General features: G+C 44.9%; 22 protein-coding genes. 19 read left to right on the top strand and 3 right to left on the bottom strand.

Going from position 1 to position 21,939, the window contains the following annotated elements; translation table 11 throughout:
- Window positions 1–10: 10 nt before the first annotated feature.
- The 3 genes from BDD43_RS21430 to BDD43_RS21420 all read right to left on the bottom strand — a co-directional run bounded on the left by BDD43_RS21430 (window position 11) and on the right by BDD43_RS21420 (window position 6,371).
- Window positions 11–382, bottom strand: a complete 372-nt coding sequence (locus BDD43_RS21430) for a hypothetical protein (RefSeq protein ID WP_147425705.1) — start codon at window positions 380–382, stop codon at window positions 11–13.
- A gap of 79 nt (window positions 383–461) precedes the next feature.
- A complete protein-coding gene (locus BDD43_RS21425; RefSeq protein WP_147425704.1) occupies window positions 462–4,469 on the bottom strand; it encodes a DUF5977 domain-containing protein in 4,008 nt (1,335 codons plus the stop codon).
- Window positions 4,470–5,102: 633 nt separating this feature from the next.
- Window positions 5,103–6,371, bottom strand: a complete 1,269-nt coding sequence (locus tag BDD43_RS21420; RefSeq protein WP_121199631.1) for a site-specific integrase — start codon at window positions 6,369–6,371, stop codon at window positions 5,103–5,105.
- A gap of 484 nt (window positions 6,372–6,855) precedes the next feature.
- Between BDD43_RS21420 and BDD43_RS21415 the strand changes: the two genes are divergently transcribed.
- From BDD43_RS21415 to BDD43_RS21325, 19 genes are all read left to right on the top strand, one after another.
- On the top strand, window positions 6,856–8,109 hold the full coding sequence (locus BDD43_RS21415) for a site-specific integrase (protein ID WP_121199629.1): 1,254 nt from the start codon (window positions 6,856–6,858) through the stop codon (window positions 8,107–8,109).
- Between the two features lie 142 nt (window positions 8,110–8,251).
- Entirely contained in the window at window positions 8,252–9,235 is a 984-nt protein-coding gene (gene rhuM / locus BDD43_RS21410; RefSeq protein ID WP_121199627.1) for a virulence protein RhuM/Fic/DOC family protein, read from the top strand.
- A gap of 83 nt (window positions 9,236–9,318) precedes the next feature.
- The gene (locus BDD43_RS21405) at window positions 9,319–9,684 is read left to right on the top strand and encodes an ORF6N domain-containing protein (RefSeq protein WP_121199625.1); all 366 of its coding nucleotides are present in this window, start codon (window positions 9,319–9,321) and stop codon (window positions 9,682–9,684) included.
- A 76-nt stretch (window positions 9,685–9,760) separates the two neighbouring features.
- Window positions 9,761–10,072, top strand: a complete 312-nt coding sequence (locus BDD43_RS21400; protein ID WP_246001710.1) for a type II toxin-antitoxin system RelE/ParE family toxin — start codon at window positions 9,761–9,763, stop codon at window positions 10,070–10,072.
- Window positions 10,041–10,343, top strand: coding sequence for a helix-turn-helix domain-containing protein (locus tag BDD43_RS21395; protein ID WP_121199621.1), 303 nt, complete (start codon window positions 10,041–10,043; stop codon window positions 10,341–10,343). The genes BDD43_RS21400 and BDD43_RS21395 overlap by 32 nt, the downstream gene beginning before the upstream one ends.
- A gap of 65 nt (window positions 10,344–10,408) precedes the next feature.
- Complete coding sequence (locus tag BDD43_RS21390; RefSeq protein WP_121199619.1) at window positions 10,409–10,798, top strand: helix-turn-helix domain-containing protein; 390 nt, start codon at window positions 10,409–10,411, stop codon at window positions 10,796–10,798.
- 225 nt (window positions 10,799–11,023) lie between these two features.
- Window positions 11,024–11,341 carry a helix-turn-helix domain-containing protein gene (locus BDD43_RS21385; RefSeq protein ID WP_246001708.1) on the top strand — a complete coding sequence of 106 codons (318 nt, stop codon included), beginning with the start codon at window positions 11,024–11,026 and terminating at the stop codon, window positions 11,339–11,341.
- A 51-nt stretch (window positions 11,342–11,392) separates the two neighbouring features.
- Window positions 11,393–11,710, top strand: coding sequence for a hypothetical protein (locus tag BDD43_RS21380; protein ID WP_121199617.1), 318 nt, complete (start codon window positions 11,393–11,395; stop codon window positions 11,708–11,710).
- A 21-nt stretch (window positions 11,711–11,731) separates the two neighbouring features.
- A complete protein-coding gene (locus tag BDD43_RS21375; protein ID WP_121199615.1) occupies window positions 11,732–12,349 on the top strand; it encodes a ParA family protein in 618 nt (205 codons plus the stop codon).
- Between the two features lie 149 nt (window positions 12,350–12,498).
- A complete protein-coding gene (locus BDD43_RS21370) occupies window positions 12,499–12,777 on the top strand; it encodes a hypothetical protein (protein ID WP_121199613.1) in 279 nt (92 codons plus the stop codon).
- Window positions 12,778–12,923: 146 nt separating this feature from the next.
- Complete coding sequence (locus BDD43_RS21365) at window positions 12,924–13,334, top strand: plasmid mobilization protein (protein ID WP_121199611.1); 411 nt, start codon at window positions 12,924–12,926, stop codon at window positions 13,332–13,334.
- Window positions 13,301–14,521, top strand: coding sequence for a relaxase/mobilization nuclease domain-containing protein (locus BDD43_RS21360; protein WP_121199609.1), 1,221 nt, complete (start codon window positions 13,301–13,303; stop codon window positions 14,519–14,521). The genes BDD43_RS21365 and BDD43_RS21360 overlap by 34 nt, the downstream gene beginning before the upstream one ends.
- Window positions 14,522–14,525: 4 nt before the next feature.
- On the top strand, window positions 14,526–16,448 hold the full coding sequence (mobC, locus tag BDD43_RS21355; RefSeq protein ID WP_121199607.1) for a conjugal transfer protein MobC: 1,923 nt from the start codon (window positions 14,526–14,528) through the stop codon (window positions 16,446–16,448).
- A gap of 126 nt (window positions 16,449–16,574) precedes the next feature.
- A complete protein-coding gene (locus BDD43_RS21350) occupies window positions 16,575–17,012 on the top strand; it encodes a hypothetical protein (RefSeq protein WP_246001706.1) in 438 nt (145 codons plus the stop codon).
- A gap of 191 nt (window positions 17,013–17,203) precedes the next feature.
- Complete coding sequence (locus BDD43_RS21345) at window positions 17,204–17,983, top strand: MbnP family protein (protein WP_246001705.1); 780 nt, start codon at window positions 17,204–17,206, stop codon at window positions 17,981–17,983.
- A 5-nt stretch (window positions 17,984–17,988) separates the two neighbouring features.
- On the top strand, window positions 17,989–19,086 hold the full coding sequence (locus BDD43_RS21340) for a cytochrome-c peroxidase (protein ID WP_121199606.1): 1,098 nt from the start codon (window positions 17,989–17,991) through the stop codon (window positions 19,084–19,086).
- Window positions 19,083–19,931, top strand: coding sequence for an MbnP family protein (locus tag BDD43_RS21335; protein WP_121199604.1), 849 nt, complete (start codon window positions 19,083–19,085; stop codon window positions 19,929–19,931). The genes BDD43_RS21340 and BDD43_RS21335 overlap by 4 nt, the downstream gene beginning before the upstream one ends.
- A 5-nt stretch (window positions 19,932–19,936) precedes the next feature.
- The gene (locus BDD43_RS21330) at window positions 19,937–20,986 is read left to right on the top strand and encodes a cytochrome-c peroxidase (protein WP_121199602.1); all 1,050 of its coding nucleotides are present in this window, start codon (window positions 19,937–19,939) and stop codon (window positions 20,984–20,986) included.
- Window positions 20,987–20,991: 5 nt separating this feature from the next.
- Entirely contained in the window at window positions 20,992–21,912 is a 921-nt protein-coding gene (locus BDD43_RS21325) for a transporter family protein (protein WP_121199600.1), read from the top strand.
- Window positions 21,913–21,939 lie beyond the last annotated feature (27 nt).

The following is a 21,939-nucleotide window of genomic DNA, read 5'->3' as shown; positions in this document are numbered from 1 at the left end:
GACTGGGTGCTTAGGGTTTCTGATTGCCTTGCAATCCTTTTTTTTGACGCTCGGTAGAAGGAATGATCTTTTCCTGCTGTTCCGGGGTCAGGATCGCCGAAAGGCTGTTGTTCTTTTTAATAACCAGCGAATCTATCGCCCGGTGTTTCTGCGTTTCAGTCAGGCTTCCGTTGCTAATCACCTGTTTCATACCCGCTTTGTAGCTGTCCTGGATCGCCACAATCTGCGCCGCTTTAACCGAGTCCAAGTTCAGGCGCTGGCTGATGAACCGGGTCATCCGGTGATGGTCGCTTTCTTTATGTTTGGTCGTGTCTATTTGTTGGCTGTAACCTCTTACTGAAATCAACAGAATGAGGCTTAATATCGTGAATATCTTTTTCATATGATGGCGGTTTATTGTCCCTGGTAAGGGTAATTGATGTGTTTTATTATCCGGCTGTTTCCTTTTCATTTTCCCGTTTTTAAAGTGCGCTACCTACTGTTATTGCCCATGAACCTGCCGTTGTTAAATCGGCATTGCTGATGGTGTATATATTTCCGGCAGCATTGGTATTGTTAACGATAAAATTATTAATGGATAGTATTGACCAGCCCAGGTGAGTGGTCAGGTTATAGGTTGACCCGTAAGTTTGCAGCTCCAGGTTATACAGGCCTACCGGGACATCTATTCCGACCATCAGTTGGCTTTCGGTAAAAGTATAGAGTACGTTGCCCGAAGCATCCTTAAATTTCAGGGAAGTGATACCACCGGATGGCGTGCTTGAACCGCCCGCTATATTGCAGTCGTTTTCATAACTAAAATGCCGGGTACCGGTAAAGCATTGGCCGTTATTATTGGCATTTGCTTGTCCGGCAATGTTCATTTCGGCTATTGCCTGGGCGTCTGCATCAGCCTGGCTGGTGATAGAACTGTATGTACCCGCGTAGACGGTATAGCTTACCAAACTTCCAAAACCGCCGGGGCAATTTTTGCGGTAAGATTGGGTTTGTGCATTATTGTAATAAACAGTTGCCGGCGGACTGCTGTTAAAATGGTACTGATAGCTTTTAAGAATATTGCCCGTTAAATCCCGTACATTGGTTAATCTTTGGTAGTTATCGTACTCATAAGATGTTGTTGAGCCTCTGGCATCTATCCCGGCCGTTTGACCAATATAAGGGTCGTAAGCGTAAACTGACATTTGTGCCCGTTCCGGATAAACGCAAATATCGTCGATGTAATCTGATGCCGAAAATGCCTTGCTTCCGGTATAAGCTTCCTTGTGGTAGTCCCATATGCTGCCGTTCTTCTGGAACCAACTGATTACATAGTTTTTACCCGCCGGAGGGCTGAAATTTATCGTTAGCGCACCATGATTACTCCTGCTGCCGGTATGACTGTAAGCGGTACTTGCGCCCGAAGTATACTCAAAGCCTTCGTAAAATATTTCGTTTTCGTTCGCGGTTTTTATTTCTGCAACCGGTAACAAATTGCCGTACCCCCAAAGGTAACTTGTTTTTGAACCATGTGTTTTGGATTGAGCGAGCAAGCCGCCATTGGTATTGTAACTATATAAGCGAATGCGCGACTCGTAATTTCCCGTCCCGGTTTTAGTCTCAATGCTGTCAGGTTCATAAATGTTGTTCCCAAAACTGCCGTAGTTTGTTTTTAAACCTTGTTTGAGTAAGCCATCTTTGTAATACAATTGCTCTATGGGATGGGTAATCAGGTTATTGTCGATCATGGCCTGATAAGGTACCGTGGTACCGCCCAGCACCATATCGTGCGGGTATTTGTACAATACGGTTTTGACCGATCCATCACTGCTGATCGTTTTGCGCTGGGTCAGTTGCTGGTGAGTCTGGTCCGCATAGGTATCATACTGGCTTGTAACAACCGGGTTGTTACCTGCAAGATCATAGTTGGTGGTGACCGTCGTATCCGCGTATATCCATTGGCACACAATGTTGTACCTCGCTTCATCATAAGAAGCGAACACGCGATTATCGGGTGGATCAGGAATGGCGTACGGCATCCAATTCTGCCGCACGACATAATTGGCGAATACCTTGTAATAGGTATTATCCGTTTTATAGTGAGTACCAGTACTGCTGACGACTTTGAAGGTATAAGCTCCGGGTGTTCCGCCCGTGGTAAAGAAGGTACGGCTCATGTCCTCCAGCCCACGTGTAAAGCCTGAATTGCTGATTGGAACCCCAGGTATCAATGTTCCCTGAATTGCTAAGGATGCACCTCCGAACAGGGGTGGTTGCGTACCGTTCCGTACTACTAAGGGTGCAGTTTCAGCGTCAATCAGGTACCGGTGTTCTATGCCACCGTTCTCCCAGTGCTCTCCTTTGAGCTCAATAACTTTATAATAATAGATGTGGCTGCCGGCAGCATACTCGTAGGGGACCAGCGATGAACTGCTGCCGTTGTAAAAGTACCAAACGAACGTCCCAGCATCACACTGTCGCGACGTGTAGACGTAAGAATAATAATCCTGCGGATGGGGCCTTGCCCTCAGCAGGCCCGAAGAGATGCCTTGCGTTTCCAATGCGGCATAGACGTACTTCTTAGTCGTTACGCTACCCGTAAGCGGCGTGGTCACGGTCTTGGAAACCCTTAATCCTCCGGTCTCGAAGTTGCCCGTGACACTGTTTCCCTGCGCTGTCCAGGTCATGGTGGCATGCGCCACAGCAGCCTGTCCATCAGCCCTGATCCTGAGGACGTAGCTACCGCCGGAGCTCAATGGCATCGATTTGTAGTAGGTGCTGTCGATATTAAGTATATCGCTCCAGAGCGGATTATACAAATCTCCGCTGGAAAATACCTCGACGAACATGTGCTGGTGTATAAAGTCATTAACGCCTGTGCCACTGTAGGTGCACCAGGCATGGATGCTGGCAACCTGCGAGGGTCCAACGGTGAAGTTGTAGGTATCCGCAACCTCATCATGTATCCCGGTACCGGTTACCGTCCTGTCCACGGTGGTAGGTTGAGGATATACAGAACGGGTGTCGTACACCGTATGGGGTTCGTAAATGATGCTGTCTGTTCCCGCTGTCGGGTAGGTGATCTTACTGAGCAGCCCGGAATAGACAAATGACGCGTTCGGCTCGCGGTTGGCCATATCGACCGGGAACTTGAGCACTTCGTCGGGGTCGGTACTCTGAGGGATCAGGTGGGTATTGTTGGCACCGTTGGCATAGCCCCAGTAATCCTGAGCGAACGAAAGCCGCGAAGGCAGGCCATTGATATCGTAATAGGCCATCTTATGCGTTTCAGCCTGCAAACCTGTTCCCGTGCGTTGCACCTGCACAAGGAAGGGCCTGTGGGTGAGTGGAGTGGAGGTGCCGTTTGGATTGTAATAAAATGCATTATTGGAGTACACGTAATTCATGCCGAAACTGCTTTTAAGCGTAACCTGCGTGGTATCTATAAGATCGCGGCTATAAAAATCAACACCGGTCAATAGCGAATCGCCCACAACATCCAGCCTGGTACTGTAATTGAACTTTACACTTTGGAACCGGGAGTTGATGGACTTGAGGATTACCCCATTGCTTCGCAGGTCGCTGGGGCATAACTGGTATTCGGTTCTGATGGGGTCAGTGAAGGCACAAGTGTTATTTCCTAATCCTGGGTGCAACGGCGTACGGACCATGCTTTCCGACTCATCGGCAAGATAGTCAAAGGTACATGGCGCATAAGTAAGCCAGATATACTCACCCGTATAATGCTGTATGCTTTTTAAATACCAGGCGTTCGGAACGTAACTGGCGAAAGTTTTACCGCAGGAGCCTTCGGGAACGGTTTTGGATTGTTCCGTGGCTCCCGTGCCACCGAAGAGGTATTTCGTTCCGGTCGGGTCGGTCACCCGGAACGTCCAGTCACCGCTGAACTCACCATGAAAATTGGTTTCTATCTTCAGCGTGCTTGCCGAAACCATTACTATCTGTGTTTTGTTCGCCGGGTTCAGGATGAACCTTCCCGAATAGCCATTGAAGTCGAAGTTGAAGATGTCAGATTGAGAATCGCCCAGTTCCCCAGCCACGCTCTTATAATAGTCGTAATATTCATATGGGTAGGAACTCGAAGTAGAGTCGGCTGGTGGATGCACGTAGGGATAACTCTCATCCGGTTTGTCATACATTGACCTCGTAATAACTCCGCCGGCGTTTAAAACCCAGCTCATACCCGAACGGGATGCGATCTGGTTAACTTTTACCCCGCTTCCGGAGTTGTAGGCGAGCGAAATGGGAACCCGTACCTTTCCCGAACTGACCTGGCCGAGCGGGATATTCGCCGAGACCGATCCCGTCGAGAGATTTACCGGGAGTGCGCTGTATTTGGTGATCTCATAGGCGTTCGGCGCGGGAGGCAAAACGGTGGTTAGCAATGGTGAATTGATAGACTGATCCTGCGCCCGGGCACATAACGCCCCAATAAACAAAGCAACAGATAGAAGTATTCCTTTCTTTGACATAAAGAAGATAGTGATTTTTTAGGTATTTAGGTTGATTGCTGTGACGGAACTATTACTTTTTTGTATTGAAGGCCCATAGAGAAAGGTCATTTTTTTTCATGATAGCTATTTAATAACTTTCAAATTGGTGTTTTTGAAAATGGCTTTGCAGGAAATTTTATTTTGATTTAAATATTAAAACTTACCGGAGCAAAGCACCGGTAAATAACTCATGTTAAATATTAAAACACCCGCTTCGGGGAAAAGCATCGTTTTAACATCAATAGTTTAATAGGTAAATATTAGCAATTATTGATAAATAAAAAAATATTTTGAATGATTAATTGCACTATTTTTCAATAATGATCGACTTATGATTTCCTGTAACTAATCGTTAAAATATTTTCATAAGGGAATATTAAATAAACTAATTTTTTATCTGAATGCTAATACAACCAAGCTTAAAGACTGGTATTTGAATACAAAACGGATACCACATCTTCTTTTAGATGCCTGCTTATGCACCAATAAACCGGATTTTTAAAACCCAACTACTGCATCCAAAGCATTATCGGCTTCTTCGTGAATGAAATTCGACTGGTAACCGCTCAGTTTCTAGCGGATTGAGCGCCGCAACAAAATCCGCAACACCGCCTATACAACCTTTGCTTTTCGCCCCCGCCCGGTTGTTTTGTTATCATTTACACCCTTGAAATTGATAACCCTATCTAAGGCATCGTCTTCATCTTTATGGATAAAATTGTTCATGTACCCCATCGTTGTGGAAATGTCGGAATGTCGGAATAATTTTTGGGCAGTGGTTAATGCAATCGTGTCCCCTGCGATTCTTCCAAAGGTATGCCGGGCAATATGCATCGTAATCCGGCCATTGATTTTTGCTTTTGCCGCTACTTTGTCGGTGAGTATCTTATCGAGACGGCAAAGGCTTAGGGCAATCTGTTTTTGAACTTTGAAATTATCGTCCAGGTTGTCAAAAACTTTTAATTCGGGAAATACAAGATCGTCCTCACTACGTTGGTCAGGTTTATACATCTTCAAAATAGCCACTGCTTTTTCAGGCACTTTTAATGAAACGGGTTTAAGGTTTTTACCCATCGTGTAGTATAGGCGGCCATCCTTAAAATCCGACCAGCGCAAACGAAGAACGTCCGCGCCCCGCATGCCGCCAAAATAAAAAGCAAATAACCAAAGGTTACGTACATGGTTTTGAATAGGATAGGGGAGGTCTATGCGTTCGAGCTTTTGTACATCCTCGGCAGAAATCCCCACTTTTTTCGTTTCGGGGAATTTAATGACAATTTTCCCCCGGCCAAAAGGGTAGTGCCGTATATCGGCAATTTCGCTTTTGATCGCCTGGCTAAAAACAGTGCGGACAACCACCCAATGATTGATGGCCGTGCGTTCGCATACTTTCCTTTCTGTAAGGCAGTAATGTTTAAACTTTTCCAGTAAAGGCACGGTAATATCCGAGAATGCGATATCGGACGTTCCGCAAAAGGCTTTGAAACAAGCGATCTTCGATTTATCACTGTTGTAACGATTGTATTTTCCGGCCTCTTTCAACGTTTGGATATAAAGGTCAGCTTGCGTAAAAAAATTCTTGCCCCCTTTGGGCCTTACTTTCTGCTTCATGGCCATTGATGAAACATGTTCGCGGGCAGCTTCCAATTCTAATGTTTTGTCCATTGCCTCCGACAATTTTTTAGCAATTAGATTGTTCATCCGCGCAGAATTGGGGTGGGATTTTTTAACGCGCTGTTTCTCGGCATCCCAGAACTCGCTGGATAGGTAATACCCGAGATAGATATAATTTTCTTTGCCATCTTTGTAGAGGCGTATCGCTAAAGGCAGGGTTCCGTCCGCCTTTGGTTTTTTTCTTAAAACGACTTTAATCACCGACATATTGGTACGAAATAGGTACGACAATATACGGTTTTACCTGTTTCGAACCAAATTTATCTGTTTTAAAAATAATTGATAATCAGATGTTTAAGTTCATATTGAACCATATTAAACCACTAAAAACTGGCCTCATAATCTTTTGGTCCCTGGTTCGAGCCCAGGTGGGCGCACAAAATGGCTTTTTTGCCAATCTAAAAACCCTCTAAATCGCTGATTTAGAGGGTTTTCTATTTTATTCGAATCCTTTTCAGTCCTTACGAATGCACATGGTAAAACACCAATCCGGCACCCTGAAATTAAATTTTAATTTTAGGCGCATTTATGGGTTAATGGACTGTTAAACAGCTATTTAAGTCTTGAAACATAGATCAAAAAAGACTTAAAAAGACTGCTATTCAAATCTTTCCTGCGCCCTTTCTGCGCCCTGAAAAATGACGGTTTCAGGCGGTAATTAATCATTTATTCACTTAAAAACTGTAAAAAGATGAAAACATCGCAGTCATTTGGTGTGCATTTCACCATCAAAAAAGAAAAGGCAAAGGATGGCGTGACCAACGTTTACGTATCCGTAACGGTCAACAAAGAGCGGATCCATTTTGCGCTAAAGCACTACGTCAAAGTGGACAACTGGGACAAAGGACGGGGCGGCCTGAAGATCAAAGTTCCCGAAGCCAAAGAAACCAATGCTTACCTGGAGCAGGTCAAATTTACGATCACCACTTATTATCAGCAATTACAGATCGCAGGTAAAGAAGTAACGCCGCAATTACTAAAATCCATGTTCTTGGGAGAAGAAATTGAAGAAACCTATTCGCTCAGTAAACTGATGGACTATCATTATGAGACGGCCGCTGCTGCCCTCACCTGGAGTACGCTGAAACATTATGCCGTTACCCGCCGGTACCTGGAGAAATTCCTGAAGGAAAAACGCCATACAACCGATATCAGGATCAATGATATTGACTACAAGTTCATTATTGATTTTGAGACCTATCTCCGGAACCATAAGCCCAAAGACCACCAAAGGCCGATGAACAATAACGGCGTGATGAAACACCTCATCCGTCTGCGTAAAATGACGACCCTGGCGCTGAAACTTACCTGGTTATCACGTGATCCATTCAAGAATTACAAATTCCGCTACAAAAAGGTGGAAACCGCTTTTCTCAATCAAAAAGAACTTAATTCCATTCAGGGAAAGGATTTTGCAGTAGACCGGCTGAACATCGTACGGGACCTTTTTGTATTCAGTTGCTATACCGGGCTCTCCTATGTAGACCTGATGAATCTGAAAGAGTCCAATATCACGGCCGGCGAAGATGGTGCCCAGTGGATCAAGCTATTCCGCCAGAAAAGCAACGAGCCGACTAATATCCCCATACTTCCTGTCGCACAGCAAATGCTGGAGCGTTACCTCCGTTCGGGCCGTGCGGAGATCACCGGTACGCTCTTCCCCAATCTTTCCAATCAAAAAGTGAACAGTTACCTGAAAGAGATCGGTTTCATGAATGGCATCAAGAAGGTGCTCACCTTCGGTGTTGCGCGTCACACATTCGCAACCACGGTCACCTTGTCCAACAACGTTCCTATTGAAACGGTGAGCAAGATGATGGGACACACCAAGATCGCTACCACACAGATCTATGCCAGAGTACTCCTCAAAAAGATCGGTGATGATATGAGCGTACTCCGGGAAAAGCTGGAGCCCGGGCCTAAACGACCTACGTCCCACAAATAATCTTCAAATACTGTAAAAAAGGCCAGGTAAAGTATTTGGCCATTTAACGCAATTCTGCAAAAGGCTTTTGCGCATTTGAAAAATAGTAACGGGGCAAATTTACCAGTGATTTCAAAATCGATAACAATAAAAAACAAACATCATGAATCAAGATCAAATTATCATATATCAAGCAGTTGACGGCAGTCTAACTGTAGACGTCATGCTTGAAAACGACACCTTATGGTTATCTCTTCACCAATTGACCAATCTTTTTGAAAGAGATAAATCCGTCATATCAAGACACCTTAGTAACATTTTTAAGGAAGGCGAATTAGTACGGGATTCAGTTGTTGCAAAAAATGCAACAACTGCCAGTGACGGGAAAACTTATCTCGTTGAGTATTTCAATCTTGACGCTGTAATCTCAGTCGGTTACCGTGTGAATTCCAAAAGAGGAACACAGTTTCGTATTTGGGCTAACCAGATACTAAAAGATTATTTGATTAAGGGATATACCCTAAACGAGCGGAAATTAAAAGAGCAGTCCGAGCAATTCAATTCTTTAAAGCAAGCCGTAAATCTATTAGGCAACGTGCTTAAAAATAAAGAATTGACATCTGATGAAGCTACCGGCTTGTTAAAAGTAGTGACGGATTATAGTTACGCACTTGAAATACTTGATAAGTATGACCATCAGGAACTTGTGCTCGAAGGTACTGATGACCATCAGCTTTTTGTTGCAACCTATGAAGAAGCTATGCAGGCCATCAATGATTTAAAAATCGTTTTTGGTGCCAGTAGTTTGTTTGCTAATGAAAAAGACGATTCGTTCAAAGGTTCGATAGGTACCATATACCAATCATTCAGCGGAGTAGAGTTCTATCCGACAATAGAGGAGAAAGCGGCTAACCTTTTGTATTTCGTTGTGAAAAATCATTCCTTTTCAGATGGCAACAAGCGCATAGCCGCTTACCTTTTTGTCTGGTTCCTTGAAAAGAACCGCCACCTCTATCGTCCTAATGGATCGAAGCGTATCGAAAATAATGCGCTGGTGGCCTTAACATTGATGATCGCAGAGAGTAAACCGGATGAAAAGGATATCATGGTAAAGGTCGTAGTAAACCTGATCAACGCCAATAACTAATGTGGGCAACGCTCAAAAGATCATAAAAAGCCCGGCAGTGCCCGGAGCGGAATCATTCATAATAAAAATATAAAATTTCAATCATGGCAACTCCAGATAAATTGATAGAATTATTAACCGGCAAAGTTTTCAAAGTTCGTAACCAAACGGTAGTATTTGATTTCGATGCAGCTGCATTGTATGAAGTAAAAATTTCGGTACTGCATAAAGCGGTTACCAAGTACTCGAAACGCTTCCCGCCCGACTTCATGTTTTGGCTGACACCGGAAGAATGGCAACAGGTTGCTGAACAAATATCTCCTGGCCTTTCCGAGCTGAAGAAACTCCCTCCATTGGCATTTACAAATGGAGGACTATTTATGTTATCCAGTGTCTTGAAAGGCCCGCGTGCAGCTCAGGTAAGTGTGCTGATCATTGAACAACTTTTTTCTTATAAAAATATAATGTAACAAGTTGCCCAATTGGGCAACTTTATGTAAACTTGTATGCAAGTTCGAAAAGTAAAATATTATAAAGCGGTACGCGTTGGATTTTATAACAGCGCAAAAACCCAAAGTGAAAGCCAAAATTTATTGGACGATCAAACTAATTGAAAATATCCAAAAAGTCCCTTCGACTTATCTTAAACATTTAGAGGGAACGAATGGTCTTTATGAAATAAGAGTACAACATAGTAGTGATATCTTCCGGATATTTTGCTGTTTTGACGAGGGTACGTTGGTGGTCCTGTTCAATGGGTTTCAGAAAAAAACTCAAAAAACATCGGCAGATGAAATAACTAAAGCTTTAACTATAAAAAAAGAATATGAGCAAGAACAAAAATCTCATCTCCTCTGATGAGGTGATAGAAAAAGAATATGGTCCCGTAGGTACCCCTACCCGTGATCAATTTGAAAGGGATGCAGAAGCATTTATTATCGGGGCAATGTTAAAAGAAGCCCGGCTGTCAAAAGGCATGACTCAAGAAGCATTGGCTGAAAAATGTGGTACGACCAAAGCTTATATTTCCAAAGTGGAAAATAACCTGAAAGACGTCCGAATCTCCTCGCTTCGGAATATCATAGAGAATGGACTGAACGGCCATTTGCAAATATCGGTGCAGTGGTAATATATACCAGTTAATGCGGTACAAAAAGTTCACAAAATGTGAACTTTTTGTATTTTTGGCCAATCATGAAAACGTCCGGTTTGAAGTATAAGGTCATTAAAGGCAAAGATCAATATGATGCCTATTGCAAGTTATTAGAACAACTGGTAGATAATAAGGTCTCTTCAGACATTCAGGATGAGATCGATCTGTTAACCCTGCTGATCGAAACGTATGACGCATCCCACCATACCTCGGCTGATAGCGACCCTATTAAATTGCTTCGTTCTTTTATGACTGATCATCATTTAAAATCACAACACATTGTAAAATTACTTGGTGTGAGCAAGGGGTATGTTTCTGATATTTTGAATTATAAAAAAGGCTTATCCAAAGAAGTCATCCGTAAATTGGCCGAGCACTTTAAAGTCCGGCAGGAGGCATTTAACATACCTTATCCGTTGATTCAAAAATAACACCAGGAGCATTTTGAGCTCAAAGTGCCATTAAGCTAGTATTATAGCAAACTATCATTATAGCATAACAGGATTAAAATCCCAATCGGTGATTCGATTTTTTGTTTTCGGTCCGTTTTAGTCTATTCCGTTCCTTTTCTACCTAAAAATGACGCCACCCTTTCCAAAGTTGTCATTTTCTGATTTTTCTGCTTCCGAATTTTGAAGTCCTTAAAATTCAAAGTTATGGACAAAGCAACTGAACAGAGATCAAGAATGGGGATGGTTCCGACGCGGAACCAGATATTAACCCTGGGTGACCTGGAGGATTTCAAAAACGATATACTTCAGGAAGTTAAACGTATCGTTAAAGAATGCGCCAGCGGGGTGCCCGGAAAAAAATGGCTTAAATCGGCCGAAGTTAAAAAGCTGCTGGGTATCTCACACGGCTTTTTGCAATCATTAAGAGATAGCGGGGTTCTGCCTTTTACCAAGATCGGAGGCTCTATCTACTATGATTACGACGACATCACTTTCATGATGTCCGCCAACAAAAGCGCCTGATGTTTAACCGGCCGGGCCTTCCTGCCAGCGTCCGGCCACTATTTTACTCTTATGTTATTCCAAACACCCAAACGTAAAGCCAGGCGGGTGCCTGCGGAGCGCAGGAAACCCGAACACATTTTGCAAAAAGGATTCGGCACCGAGATGCCGCCGCAAAAGATATTGGTGGAAATCTATTTTGACCAGAAAGGACTTGCCACGCAGGCGAGTGTATTTTATAGCTTCTACGAAAAAGCCAACTGGAGTAGTTCCAAAGGCACGCCCTACCGTAACTGGAAGCTGTTAGCCGGAGAATGGATCTTCAATTATGAGCAGGAACAAAAGCTCAGAAAACGGCAGCGGGAAAATGCGCTGCTATCATACCAGTAAACTATAAAAATATCAAAAATTATGGCAAAGATCATCACCATAGCCCACCAGAAAGGTGGCGTAGGCAAAAGCACTTTAGCGATCAACCTGGCGCTATGTTTCCAGGATCAATTATCAGTCGCCCTTGTAGACACCGATTTGCAGGGCATTTTGTACCATATCCGTGAGGATTTTCCTGAACTGGCCGTTATCGGCGCTGATCAATTAGCGGATATCGAAAAACTGGCCTATGACCTTATCATCGTCGATACGCCGCCGTATCTGTCCGGCAAACTGCCGGAATTATTTCAGCACTCGGATTTTATCCTGATACCGACTAAAGCCGGGTTCTTCGATGTCATGGCCATTCGTTCCACGTTGGCGCTGATCAAGGAAGCGCAACGGAAAACTCCGCACATTAAAGCAGGTATTGTATTGAATATGGTTAAACCAAGATCGGGGATTACCAAAGACGTAGCGGAGTTATTACAAAGCATGGATACGCCATTATTAAAAACAAGGGTGCATGACCGGGTGAGTATCGCACGGTCGTCTATGACCGCAGGGATTTTAAAAGGCAACGACCCCAAAGCCAAAGAGGAACTCATGATGTTGGCAGAGGAAGTTGTCGAACAAATCAGTACCGAAATAGCAATGTAGCATGATAGCTTTTTATTTCTGTAGTAAGCTAGCATCATCGCAAAATACATTGATAGCAAGTTAGCAGAATAGCATCATAGCAAAGTTTGATAGCATTATAGTATGATAGCAATGCTGCATGGATTAATAGCAAACTATTTTGATAGCAAATGGAAAATTATAAAAACAAACTCGGCAACCTGGCCGACAAACTCAAACAGGAACGGCCTAAGACACCCATTCAGGAAGTCATGCCGGTCAAAGCCGAACCCGTTCCGAATGAACCTGAAGTACAGTTCAATAACCGCATACCTAAAGGCCTTTTAAAGCGGCTCAAAACTTTTGGATTAGAGTATGATGAATCCCTTAAAGACATCAACATCCAGGCGCTTGAACTTTATCTCAGCCATAAGGCGAAGCCAGAACAAACAATCAAAAATGCCGAATAAAACACTGATAGCAGGATAAGACCGCCCGCTTCGCAGCAGTCAGCAAGATGTACAATTGTGTCACAATTGAATCTTGCCCCGGCCTCCGCAGTCGGCCATGGTCCAGGCAAAAATCCTCCGAAGTCGGATTTTTAAAGAATAACAATATGAGTGTACAGGAAGATAACAGGTCAAGGTGGTACAATATCCGGTTGAAACCTGACGAGTACCGGTTGCTGAACGGCAGGTTCCAAAAGACCCAGTTCAGGAAGTTGAGCGAGTATATGCGCAGCCTGCTTTTGGATAAGCCCATAACGGTCACCTATCGCGATAAAGCAATGGATGATGTGCTGGAAGAAATGATCCTGCTCAGGCAGGAACTCAACGCTATCGGCAACAATCTTAACCAGGCCATGCGGAGCATCAATAGCGCTCACGGAAATGCTGATACTCGGCTATGGATGAATTTGCTCAGTGTGATCAATACCAAACTGGAGCCGTCCATTAGCCAGATCAAAGAACGGATGAACCAATACGCGGATATATGGTCGCAAAAATTAAGAGCGGCAAAAGCCTGATCGGCGCGCTCAATTACAACGAGAACAAAGTGAAACAGGATAAAGCGGTATTGATAGCGGCGGTCGGCTACCCCAAAGACGCGGAGTGCCTGTCATTCTATGACAAACTTTTCCGGCTCACAGACCTGGCGGCGATGAACCAGCGCTCAAAAACAAACGCGGTTCATATCTCCCTGAATTTCCCAAACGGGGAATACCTGGCAGATGAAACTTTACGCGGGATTGCGGGAGATTACCTCCGTGGTATTGGTTTTGCAACGCAGCCGTATTTAGTTTACCGGCACGAAGATGCCGGGCATCCGCATATCCATATCGTGACCACCAATATCAAACGTAACGGTGAGCGCATCAATCTGCATTACCTCGGCCAAAACGAATCGGAAAAAATACGTAAGGTTATCGAAATTAAATATGGCCTGACTAAAGCCGAAGAACAAACGCAACAAAAGCCCGATCTTAAAGCGGCCATAGCCGTAGCATCGTATGGCAAAGCCGAAACCAAGCGCACCATCACCAATATCCTGAGTTTTACGCTGAGGAGCTACAAATTCACCAGTGTTCCGGAACTCAACGCGGTTTTACAACAATACCATATCCAGGCTGACCGTGGAGCTAAAGATTCCCGCATGTATGCCCGTGAAGGATTGATTTACTGGGTACTTGATCAGCAGGGTAACAAAATTGGGGTGCCGATCAAGGCCAGTACCATCTATGGTAAACCGACATTAAAAAGCCTGGAAGAAAAATTCAGGCTTAATACACAATTACGCAAGCCCTTTAAAGAAGGACTTATCAAAATATTGGACCTGGTACTGGCAAAGCCGCAAACCAAAAACACCTTTCAAGGGGAATTGCTGAAAAAAGATATTCAGGTAATCCTTCGCCAGAATGATGAAGGGCGCATTTACGGTGTGACTTTCATCGATCAAAAAAACAAGGTAGTATTTAACGGCAGTGACCTGGGCAAGGCTTATAGCGCCAATCAGCTTAGTGCTCAGTTACTGCCCGATCTACCCGGTAAAATCAACAGGCAACGGCAAAGCGATGATGAAATTGCGGGCAACGTATTGCGACAAACCGCTACTGGCGGAAATGAATTGATGGATGTCTTATTTGCGGCAGAGCGTGAAGACCTGGCCGCCCTGAATAAATTCAAACGCAAAAAACGTAAAGGACTTAAACTTTAATAGTATGCAAACGGGAGAAAACGAACAGGCTTTGCGTAAGATCATCGATTTTACCAGGCTGCTGAGTATCGCTACACTGATCATTCATTTCTATCTATGCTGTTACCCGGGATTCCGGGAAATGAATCTGACGCATAAAGTCGTTGATCATATCTTATTCCCGCTTTCTAAAATGGCGATCTTCAAAACCGTGCTGGTTGCGAAGTTGAGTGCCTTGGTTTTACTGGTGGTTTCGCTGGTCGGCAGTAAAGGTAAGCGGGATGAGAAGATCAGGCCGAAGACTATTTTCACGTACTGTCTGACAGGATTGTTCTTGTATTTTATTAGCGGTTTATTTTTAGCATTGCCATTTACCGTTGAAGCAAAAACAGCGGTCTACATAGCAACTACCGCATTTGGCTACCTATTATTCATGACAGGTGGCAGTCTGCTGTTCAGAATGCTGAAACTCAAACTGGGCAGCGATATTTTCAACAAAGAAAATGAAACCTTTCCTCAGGAAGAACGGCTGCTTGAAAATGAATACTCTATCAATCTGCCTGCCAAATACCAATTGAAAGGCAAAGAGCGGAATAGCTGGATCAATATCATCAATCCGTTTCGTGGCACGCTCGTCGGTGGCAGCCCCGGTGCCGGTAAATCCTATTTTGTCATTCGCCACATCATTACACAGCATATCGCCAAGGGCTTCAGTATGCTCATTTATGATTTTAAATACGATGACCTTTCCAGGATTGCCTACAACGCATTACTTGAACATGGCGGCAGGTCATTTTTTGTCATCAATTTCGAAAATATTATGCACCGCAGTAATCCGCTGGAGCCGGAAACCATGCTGGATATTACCGATGCTATGGAATCAGCCCGCACCATCATGCTGGGGTTAAACCGCGAGTGGATCAAAAAACAGGGGGACTTCTTCGTCGAATCACCTATTAATTTTGTTACTGCATTGATCTGGTTCCTTAAAAAGTACGCGGGAGGCAAATATTGCACACTGCCGCATGTGATTGAGTTGTCATTAGTAGACTATAAGGATTTGTTCGCAGTGCTGGGCAGCGAACCGGAAATTGAAGTACTGATCAATCCTTTTATATCTGCCTGGAAAAATGAAGCCTATGAGCAGTTAGAAGGACAGATCGCCAGTGCCAAGATCAGTCTGGCCCGGTTGTCTTCGCCGCAGCTTTATTATGTATTGAGCGGCAATGACTTTTCGTTGGATATTAATAATCCGGATGAGCCTAAAGTAGTTTGCCTGGCGAATAATCCTCAGAAATCACAGGTCTATGGTGCGGTGCTGTCTCTCTATGTAAACCGGATTAATAAACTAGTGAACCGTAAGCATCAGCAGCAATGCAGCCTGATATTCGATGAGTTCCCAACCATTTATTTTAACGGCATTGATAACCTGATTGCTACCGCGCGGTCAAATAAAGTCGCAGTAACTTTAGCCGTTCAGGATTACAGCCAGCTCAAAAAAGATTACGGCCGGGAACAGGCAGAAGTTATTATGAATATTGTCGGTAACATCGTTTGTGGCCAGGTAACCGGAGATACAGCCAAACAACTCTCCGAACGCTTTGGTAAGATCAATCAGCAAAAGGAAAGTGTATCCATTAATAGCAGTGATACTTCCGTTAGCCGTTCTACGCAATTAGATTGTGCGATACCCGCATCCAAAATAGCAGGTTTGTCTTCGGGAGAGTTTGTAGGTATGGTCGCCGACGATCCTGGCAATAAGATCGATCTGAAAACATTTCACTGCCAAATACAGAACGACCATGACGCGATCCGGGAGGAAGAAGAAAATTATAAACTCATGCCCGACGTAAGGGACATATCCCAATCAGAAATACAAATGAATTATCAGCGGATTAAGGAGGACATCAAAAAGATAGTTGAAAAAGTAATAACTACATTTTTATAATCTATAAATGCCTGTATAATGGAGCGGTTTTTAACCGGCAATTTTAGTGGTATATCAAGGCTCAGACTACACATTTTTATGATGTGCCACTTTATAATGAGCAGTTGCCATCTGTTATTCAGTAAAATGCTTAACTTTTTATACTGCATTTTCAACTTGCGCCATGCTTTAGAATCTGCTACCTTTGCGCCAGATATGCCCAACCGGTTAATAGCCTTATTCCTGCTCGTTGCGCTGATCAGTTCCAACTGCTCACGTTTCTTCGTTTATGCGGGTTTTGAGGTTAACCAGAAGTACATCGCCGACAATCTTTGTATCAATAAAAGTAAGCCCTGGCTGCATTGTAACGGGCATTGTTACCTCATGAATAAATTGAGGCAAACAGAAGAAAAAGAAAAAAAGCAGGAGCGCGAAGAGCAGAAAAGCCGCTACCAGGAAGCTTTACCCACCAATCCAATAACCATTGTTTTTATAGAACCAACTGTAAAAGTTGAATATCCCCCAAGCACAATCCCAGGTATCATGGGCCGTGCCTCCTCTATTTTCCAGCCGCCGCGCGTGTAGTCTGATGAGCAGGCTATTCAAGTACTTTGTTGATTAACAGAGGCATTTCGCCTGCGTTATCATTTACCCTGCATTTTTATTTCTAATACTATTCATTAACAATGATGAGTGGCAAGCCCCTGTGCATGCCACCCAGCTTACTTATTAATTTATGGAGCAGGCCGTGCCATGCTTCCTCAACACTTATAAAAATGAAAAAAATTCTATCGATACTATCCTTATCTGCTATACTGTTCGCTGCTTGTACCAAAAACAACGATGTTCAACCCGTGGAAACGGCGGGTAAAGCGACCATCACTTTTGATGCTGTAGTCGGCACCTCCGATTTTGCGTTAAATAAAGATTTTACTGCAAACGGCAAGACCTGGAACTTTACCCAGTTAAGGTACTGGGTAAGCAATGTGGTATTGGTTAAAGCTAGCGGCGAAGAATATGCCGTACCTAATTCTTACTATTTGTTAGAAGAGAACAATGCCGCCGAAACCAATAGCGCCTATACTTATCCGGCTAACAAACGCGAAGACGTGAAACTGACTGATATTCCGGCGGGTGATTACAAATCTATTAAATTTTCAGTGGGTGTTGACACCAAATACAACAGCAACCTGAGCCTTCAGGCGGGTGAACTGTCCCAACTGAACGGTATGACCAATGTTTCCTGGATGTGGGCCACTACTTATATTTTCTCTTCCCTGAAGGGTAAAGTAACTGACGGCGCAACTTCAAAAACAATGGTTGTTGAAACCGGTCTGGATGCCAATTACAAAACGGTTACGTTGGCTTTACCGTCTACCTTGCATATCGGTTCAACCAAATCGTCAACCATTTTGTTAAACGCGGATGTAACCAAAGTAACCGACGGTGTAGATGTAATAGCCACGCCGACAGTTGGCGCATCTCAGGCAACAGCAATGGCTGCTGTCGCAACCAACTATGGCACTAAAGTATTTACAGTAAAGTCTGTTAACTAATACCTATGGCAGGCTTAAACGCATATCCGCGTTTTGCCGCTATGCTTTTTTTAACCGGATGGCTGGCATCCTCGTCTTGTAAAAAAGACGGGGCTGCCGGTACCGTTCCGGTAGTTGTGCTGCATCCGGCTGAACTCTCCGTTCCTGCTAATTTCCCGGCGGTGAAGAGTGACCCGGATAACCCGTTAACGCAAGAAGGCATCGCCCTGGGCAGAATGTTATTTTATGATACCCGTCTTTCGGGCCTCAACAGGCTTTCCTGTGCATCGTGCCACCGGCAGGATATCGCTTTTAGCGATGGTGTAGCGCTCAACAATATCGGCGAGTCAGGGAATACCCTGCCGCGCCATGCACCGGCACTCATTAACCTGGCCTGGGCTAATAACGGCCTGTTTTGGGACGGTGGTTCAACCAACCTGGAATCGCAGGCCTTCGGCCCCCTGACCAGCGCCGATGAAATGCACCAGAACCTGAGCGAGCTGGAAGCGGAATTGAAGCAGGTGCCCGAATATGTGCAGCAATTTAAAACGGTATTTAATGGCGAGGTGAAGTCGGCGTCCATCGTCAAAGCCCTGGCGCAATTTGAACGTACGCTCATTTCCGGCAATAGCAGGTATGACCGGTTTATACGCAAAGAAAACGGTGTGCAATTATCAGATCAGGAACAACAGGGGCTGGCACTGGTCAACAGTAAATGTAGGAGCTGCCACGCGGGTGAATTTTTCACCGATAACGGCTATCATAACAATGGGATCGACAACGATTTCAGCAATGATGCGCTGGAGCGGATCTATATGGGGCGCTTCCGTATAACCAATAACCAGGCAGATCTGGGCAAATTTAAAACGCCTACGCTACGTAATATCCTGCTGACCGCGCCTTATATGCACGATGGCCGCTTTAAAACTATCGATGAGGTGCTGGCGCATTATCATAACGATATCAGGATTTCAGCCACCACCGATCCGCTGCTTTATCAAAACGGCGGCCAGGCAGGCATCCCCATGACTGATCAGGAAATGAAAGCCATTAAAGCATTCCTGGCGACACTGACGGACACAGACTTTGTCCAAAACCCGAAACTTAGTAAACCCAATTTATGAAGACATTTAAATTTCTAACTCCATATTTAGCGGCAGGCAGCTTAGCCTTGCTGCTGCTTTCCGGCTGCTCTAAAAAGGCCGATGTAGCACCAAATTACAACGAAGATGATCTCGCTCCGTTCTCGGTGGAGTTTGATAACATTGTCGGGGAAAAAACGCTGGCCTTTAATAATACAACCAGCCCATACACCAATGCGGCGGGCGAAAAATTCACCGTTTCCCTCGTTCAGTATTTTATCAGCAACATCAAGGTAAGTAAAGCCGATGGTACTACCTATACCGTTAAACAGGATAGCAGTTACTTTCTGATTAAAGGCGCTGACCGCGCCACCCGATTTGCCAAAGTGAAAGTGCCGGAAGGCGATTACACCAAATTAACTTTCACTTTAGGCGTGGACAGCCTGCGCAGCACGATGGATGTTAGCAAGCGCACCGGAGTATTAGACCCTGCTGCTGGCATGGACGACGGAATGTACTGGGGCTGGAATGCCGGGTATATCTTCTTTAAACTGGAAGGTAATTCCAATGTAATTTCTGATGACGTTAACGGCGACCCAACCGGTAAAAAGCAATTTAAATACCATATCGGCGGCTTCGGGGGATATTCCGCCCCAACGATCAATAATATCAAAACGGTCACCCTCGACCTGACCACGGGCGGCATCGCCAAAGTCCGCAAGGACCGCCAGAGCAATGTGCACCTGTTTGTCGATCTGATGAAAGTTTTTAACGGTAAAAACAGCTTCAGTATTGCTGCGCACCCCAACGTCATGTTTAGCGATTACAGCGTTAATATTGCCGGCAACCTGACAGAATTGTTCCGTCATGATCATACCGAAAACTAAACACCATGAAAAAAAGAGCATTTTGGGTGGTGATAGGAGGCTTTTGCCTATTGATGTATGCCTGTAAAAAGGAAGATCAGATTAAGGAGGCGGTGAGTACATTCCTGGGTTTTCAAAAACCGGCCAACTTTTCCGAACCTGTCTACAAACTGGAGAACAATAAAGTAACCGAAGCAGGTTTCCTTTTGGGGCGTTCCTTGTTTTATGAGCCCCGGCTGTCGCGCAATAACACCATTTCCTGTGGTTCCTGCCATATCCAGTCCTCGGGCTTTACGCAACACGGGCATGATGTGAGCCACGGGATTGATGACCTTTTGGGAACGCGCAACTCGCCGCCCATCATGAACCTGGCCTGGAACAGTGCCTTTATGTGGGGAGGCGGTATTTATGATCTGGATTTGCAACCTATAGCACCCATCACTACGCATGTGGAGATGGATGAGACCCTCGATAATGTAATGGCTAAACTCCGGCTGGTAGCCAAGTACCCGACGATGTTCAAAGCCGCCTTCGGTACGGAGGAGATCAATACAGCTCGTTTCATGAAAGCACTTTCACAATTTATGGTGATGTGTATCAGCGCTAATTCCAAATACGACAAAGTAATGCGCAAGGAAGCCGGGCAAAGCTTTACGGCAGATGAGCAGGCAGGATACGCGCTGTTTCAGGCTAAATGTAGTAACTGCCACAAAGAGCCCCTGTTCACGGATGGCTCATTCCGTAATAACGGATTGGCGCCTTCGCCTATCAACGACATGGGTTTGTACACCGCTACCTTGCAGGAGACGGATCGTTATAAGTTTAAAGTACCAAGTTTGCGCAACTTAACTTATACCGCGCCTTATATGCATGATGGCCGATTCCTGACGCTTAACGGCGTATTTGATCATTATAACGGCGAAGTACAGCAAACGGCTAACCTCGACCCTTTATTACAACAGAACGGCAAGCGCGGCATCAGCCTGACCGCCGATGACCGCGTTAAGCTGACTGCCTTTCTTAAAACCCTGGATGATGCGGATTTTGTTACCCGCAAAGATCTGGCTGAACAATAAACACGATGAAAAAATACATTATCCTTCTTTTCTTTTCGGCCATCACCTTCCCGGCGCTGGCTTGCGATATTTGCGGATGCGGCGTAGGCAGTTATTACCTCGGTATCCTGCCCGAGTACCAGAAACGTTTTATCGGCATACGGTACCAGCATAAAACGCTGACGACTCACCTCGGCCCGTTCGGAGAACGCACGCCGATCACTTCTGACGAAACTTACCAGAGCATGGAGGTTTGGGGCGGCTGGAATATCGGGAAAAAGTTCCGGGTGCTGGCTTTTTTACCTTATAATTTCAACGACCGGGTAGCACAGACGGGGAACGGCTCCAAAACCGGTTTGGGTGATGTTGCGTTGATGGGTTATTACAACCTGTTCAGCCACCGCTCCGTGATCAGCGACAAACTGCTGGTACAGTCGCTTTGGGTGGGTGCCGGAATCAAATTGCCTACCGGCAAATACGAACCCGGTGAACGCTTGCGCGTATCTGAATCGCCCAATAACTTTCAGCTGGGTACGGCCAGTACCGATTTTACGCTGAACGCGGCTTATGATGTACGGTTAATGGATTTTGGCATCAATGTGAACGCCAACTATAAGATCAATACCAATAACAAATATGATTATCGCTACGGCAACAAGTTGACGGCAAATGCGCTGGCCTACTACAAGATCCGGATTTTTAACAAGGTAACGGTAGCGCCTAATGCAGGGGTGCTTTACGAAACCTCGCAACAGGATGTGGAGCGTAACAAGTATGCTGTAGATGTTTCAGGTGGCCATGTGGTATCGCTCGTCGGCGGCCTGGAAGCAAACTTCAGCCGCTTTTCAGCGGGTGCCAACTACCAGGACATTGCTTCCCAGCAACTGGCCAATAACCGCGTTAAAGCAGGTAACCGCCTGATGGTGCATTTCGCGGTAGCCTTTTAAGTTTTTTATTAAACAGTACTCCTAAAA

The sequence above is a fragment of the Mucilaginibacter gracilis genome (assembly GCF_003633615.1).
Lineage (GTDB): Bacteria > Bacteroidota > Bacteroidia > Sphingobacteriales > Sphingobacteriaceae > Mucilaginibacter > Mucilaginibacter gracilis.
Note: the sequence above shows the minus strand (reverse complement) of the source record. Positions and strands in the feature narration are given on the sequence as shown.

Bases quoted from the DNA above. Each gene is read 5' to 3' on its own strand.
- BDD43_RS21375 (WP_121199615.1), top strand. From the start codon at position 11,732: ATGGCAAAGATCATCACCATAGCCCACCAGAAAGGTGGCGTAGGCAAA.
- BDD43_RS21360 (WP_121199609.1), top strand. From the start codon at position 13,301: ATGGTCGCAAAAATTAAGAGCGGCAAAAGCCTGATCGGCGCGCTCAAT.
- BDD43_RS21340 (WP_121199606.1), top strand. From the start codon at position 17,989: ATGGCAGGCTTAAACGCATATCCGCGTTTTGCCGCTATGCTTTTTTTA.
- BDD43_RS21325 (WP_121199600.1), top strand. From the start codon at position 20,992: ATGAAAAAATACATTATCCTTCTTTTCTTTTCGGCCATCACCTTCCCG.
- BDD43_RS21330 (WP_121199602.1), top strand. From the start codon at position 19,937: ATGAAAAAAAGAGCATTTTGGGTGGTGATAGGAGGCTTTTGCCTATTG.
- BDD43_RS21430 (WP_147425705.1), bottom strand. From the start codon at position 382: ATGAAAAAGATATTCACGATATTAAGCCTCATTCTGTTGATTTCAGTA.
- BDD43_RS21350 (WP_246001706.1), top strand. From the start codon at position 16,575: ATGCTTAACTTTTTATACTGCATTTTCAACTTGCGCCATGCTTTAGAA.
- BDD43_RS21380 (WP_121199617.1), top strand. From the start codon at position 11,393: ATGTTATTCCAAACACCCAAACGTAAAGCCAGGCGGGTGCCTGCGGAG.
- BDD43_RS21420 (WP_121199631.1), bottom strand. From the start codon at position 6,371: ATGTCGGTGATTAAAGTCGTTTTAAGAAAAAAACCAAAGGCGGACGGA.
- BDD43_RS21425 (WP_147425704.1), bottom strand. From the start codon at position 4,469: ATGTCAAAGAAAGGAATACTTCTATCTGTTGCTTTGTTTATTGGGGCG.
- rhuM (WP_121199627.1), top strand. From the start codon at position 8,252: ATGAATCAAGATCAAATTATCATATATCAAGCAGTTGACGGCAGTCTA.
- BDD43_RS21415 (WP_121199629.1), top strand. From the start codon at position 6,856: ATGAAAACATCGCAGTCATTTGGTGTGCATTTCACCATCAAAAAAGAA.
- BDD43_RS21395 (WP_121199621.1), top strand. From the start codon at position 10,041: ATGAGCAAGAACAAAAATCTCATCTCCTCTGATGAGGTGATAGAAAAA.
- BDD43_RS21365 (WP_121199611.1), top strand. From the start codon at position 12,924: ATGAGTGTACAGGAAGATAACAGGTCAAGGTGGTACAATATCCGGTTG.
- mobC (WP_121199607.1), top strand. From the start codon at position 14,526: ATGCAAACGGGAGAAAACGAACAGGCTTTGCGTAAGATCATCGATTTT.
- BDD43_RS21335 (WP_121199604.1), top strand. From the start codon at position 19,083: ATGAAGACATTTAAATTTCTAACTCCATATTTAGCGGCAGGCAGCTTA.
- BDD43_RS21345 (WP_246001705.1), top strand. From the start codon at position 17,204: ATGAAAAAAATTCTATCGATACTATCCTTATCTGCTATACTGTTCGCT.
- BDD43_RS21405 (WP_121199625.1), top strand. From the start codon at position 9,319: ATGGCAACTCCAGATAAATTGATAGAATTATTAACCGGCAAAGTTTTC.
- BDD43_RS21370 (WP_121199613.1), top strand. From the start codon at position 12,499: ATGGAAAATTATAAAAACAAACTCGGCAACCTGGCCGACAAACTCAAA.
- BDD43_RS21385 (WP_246001708.1), top strand. From the start codon at position 11,024: ATGGACAAAGCAACTGAACAGAGATCAAGAATGGGGATGGTTCCGACG.
- BDD43_RS21390 (WP_121199619.1), top strand. From the start codon at position 10,409: ATGAAAACGTCCGGTTTGAAGTATAAGGTCATTAAAGGCAAAGATCAA.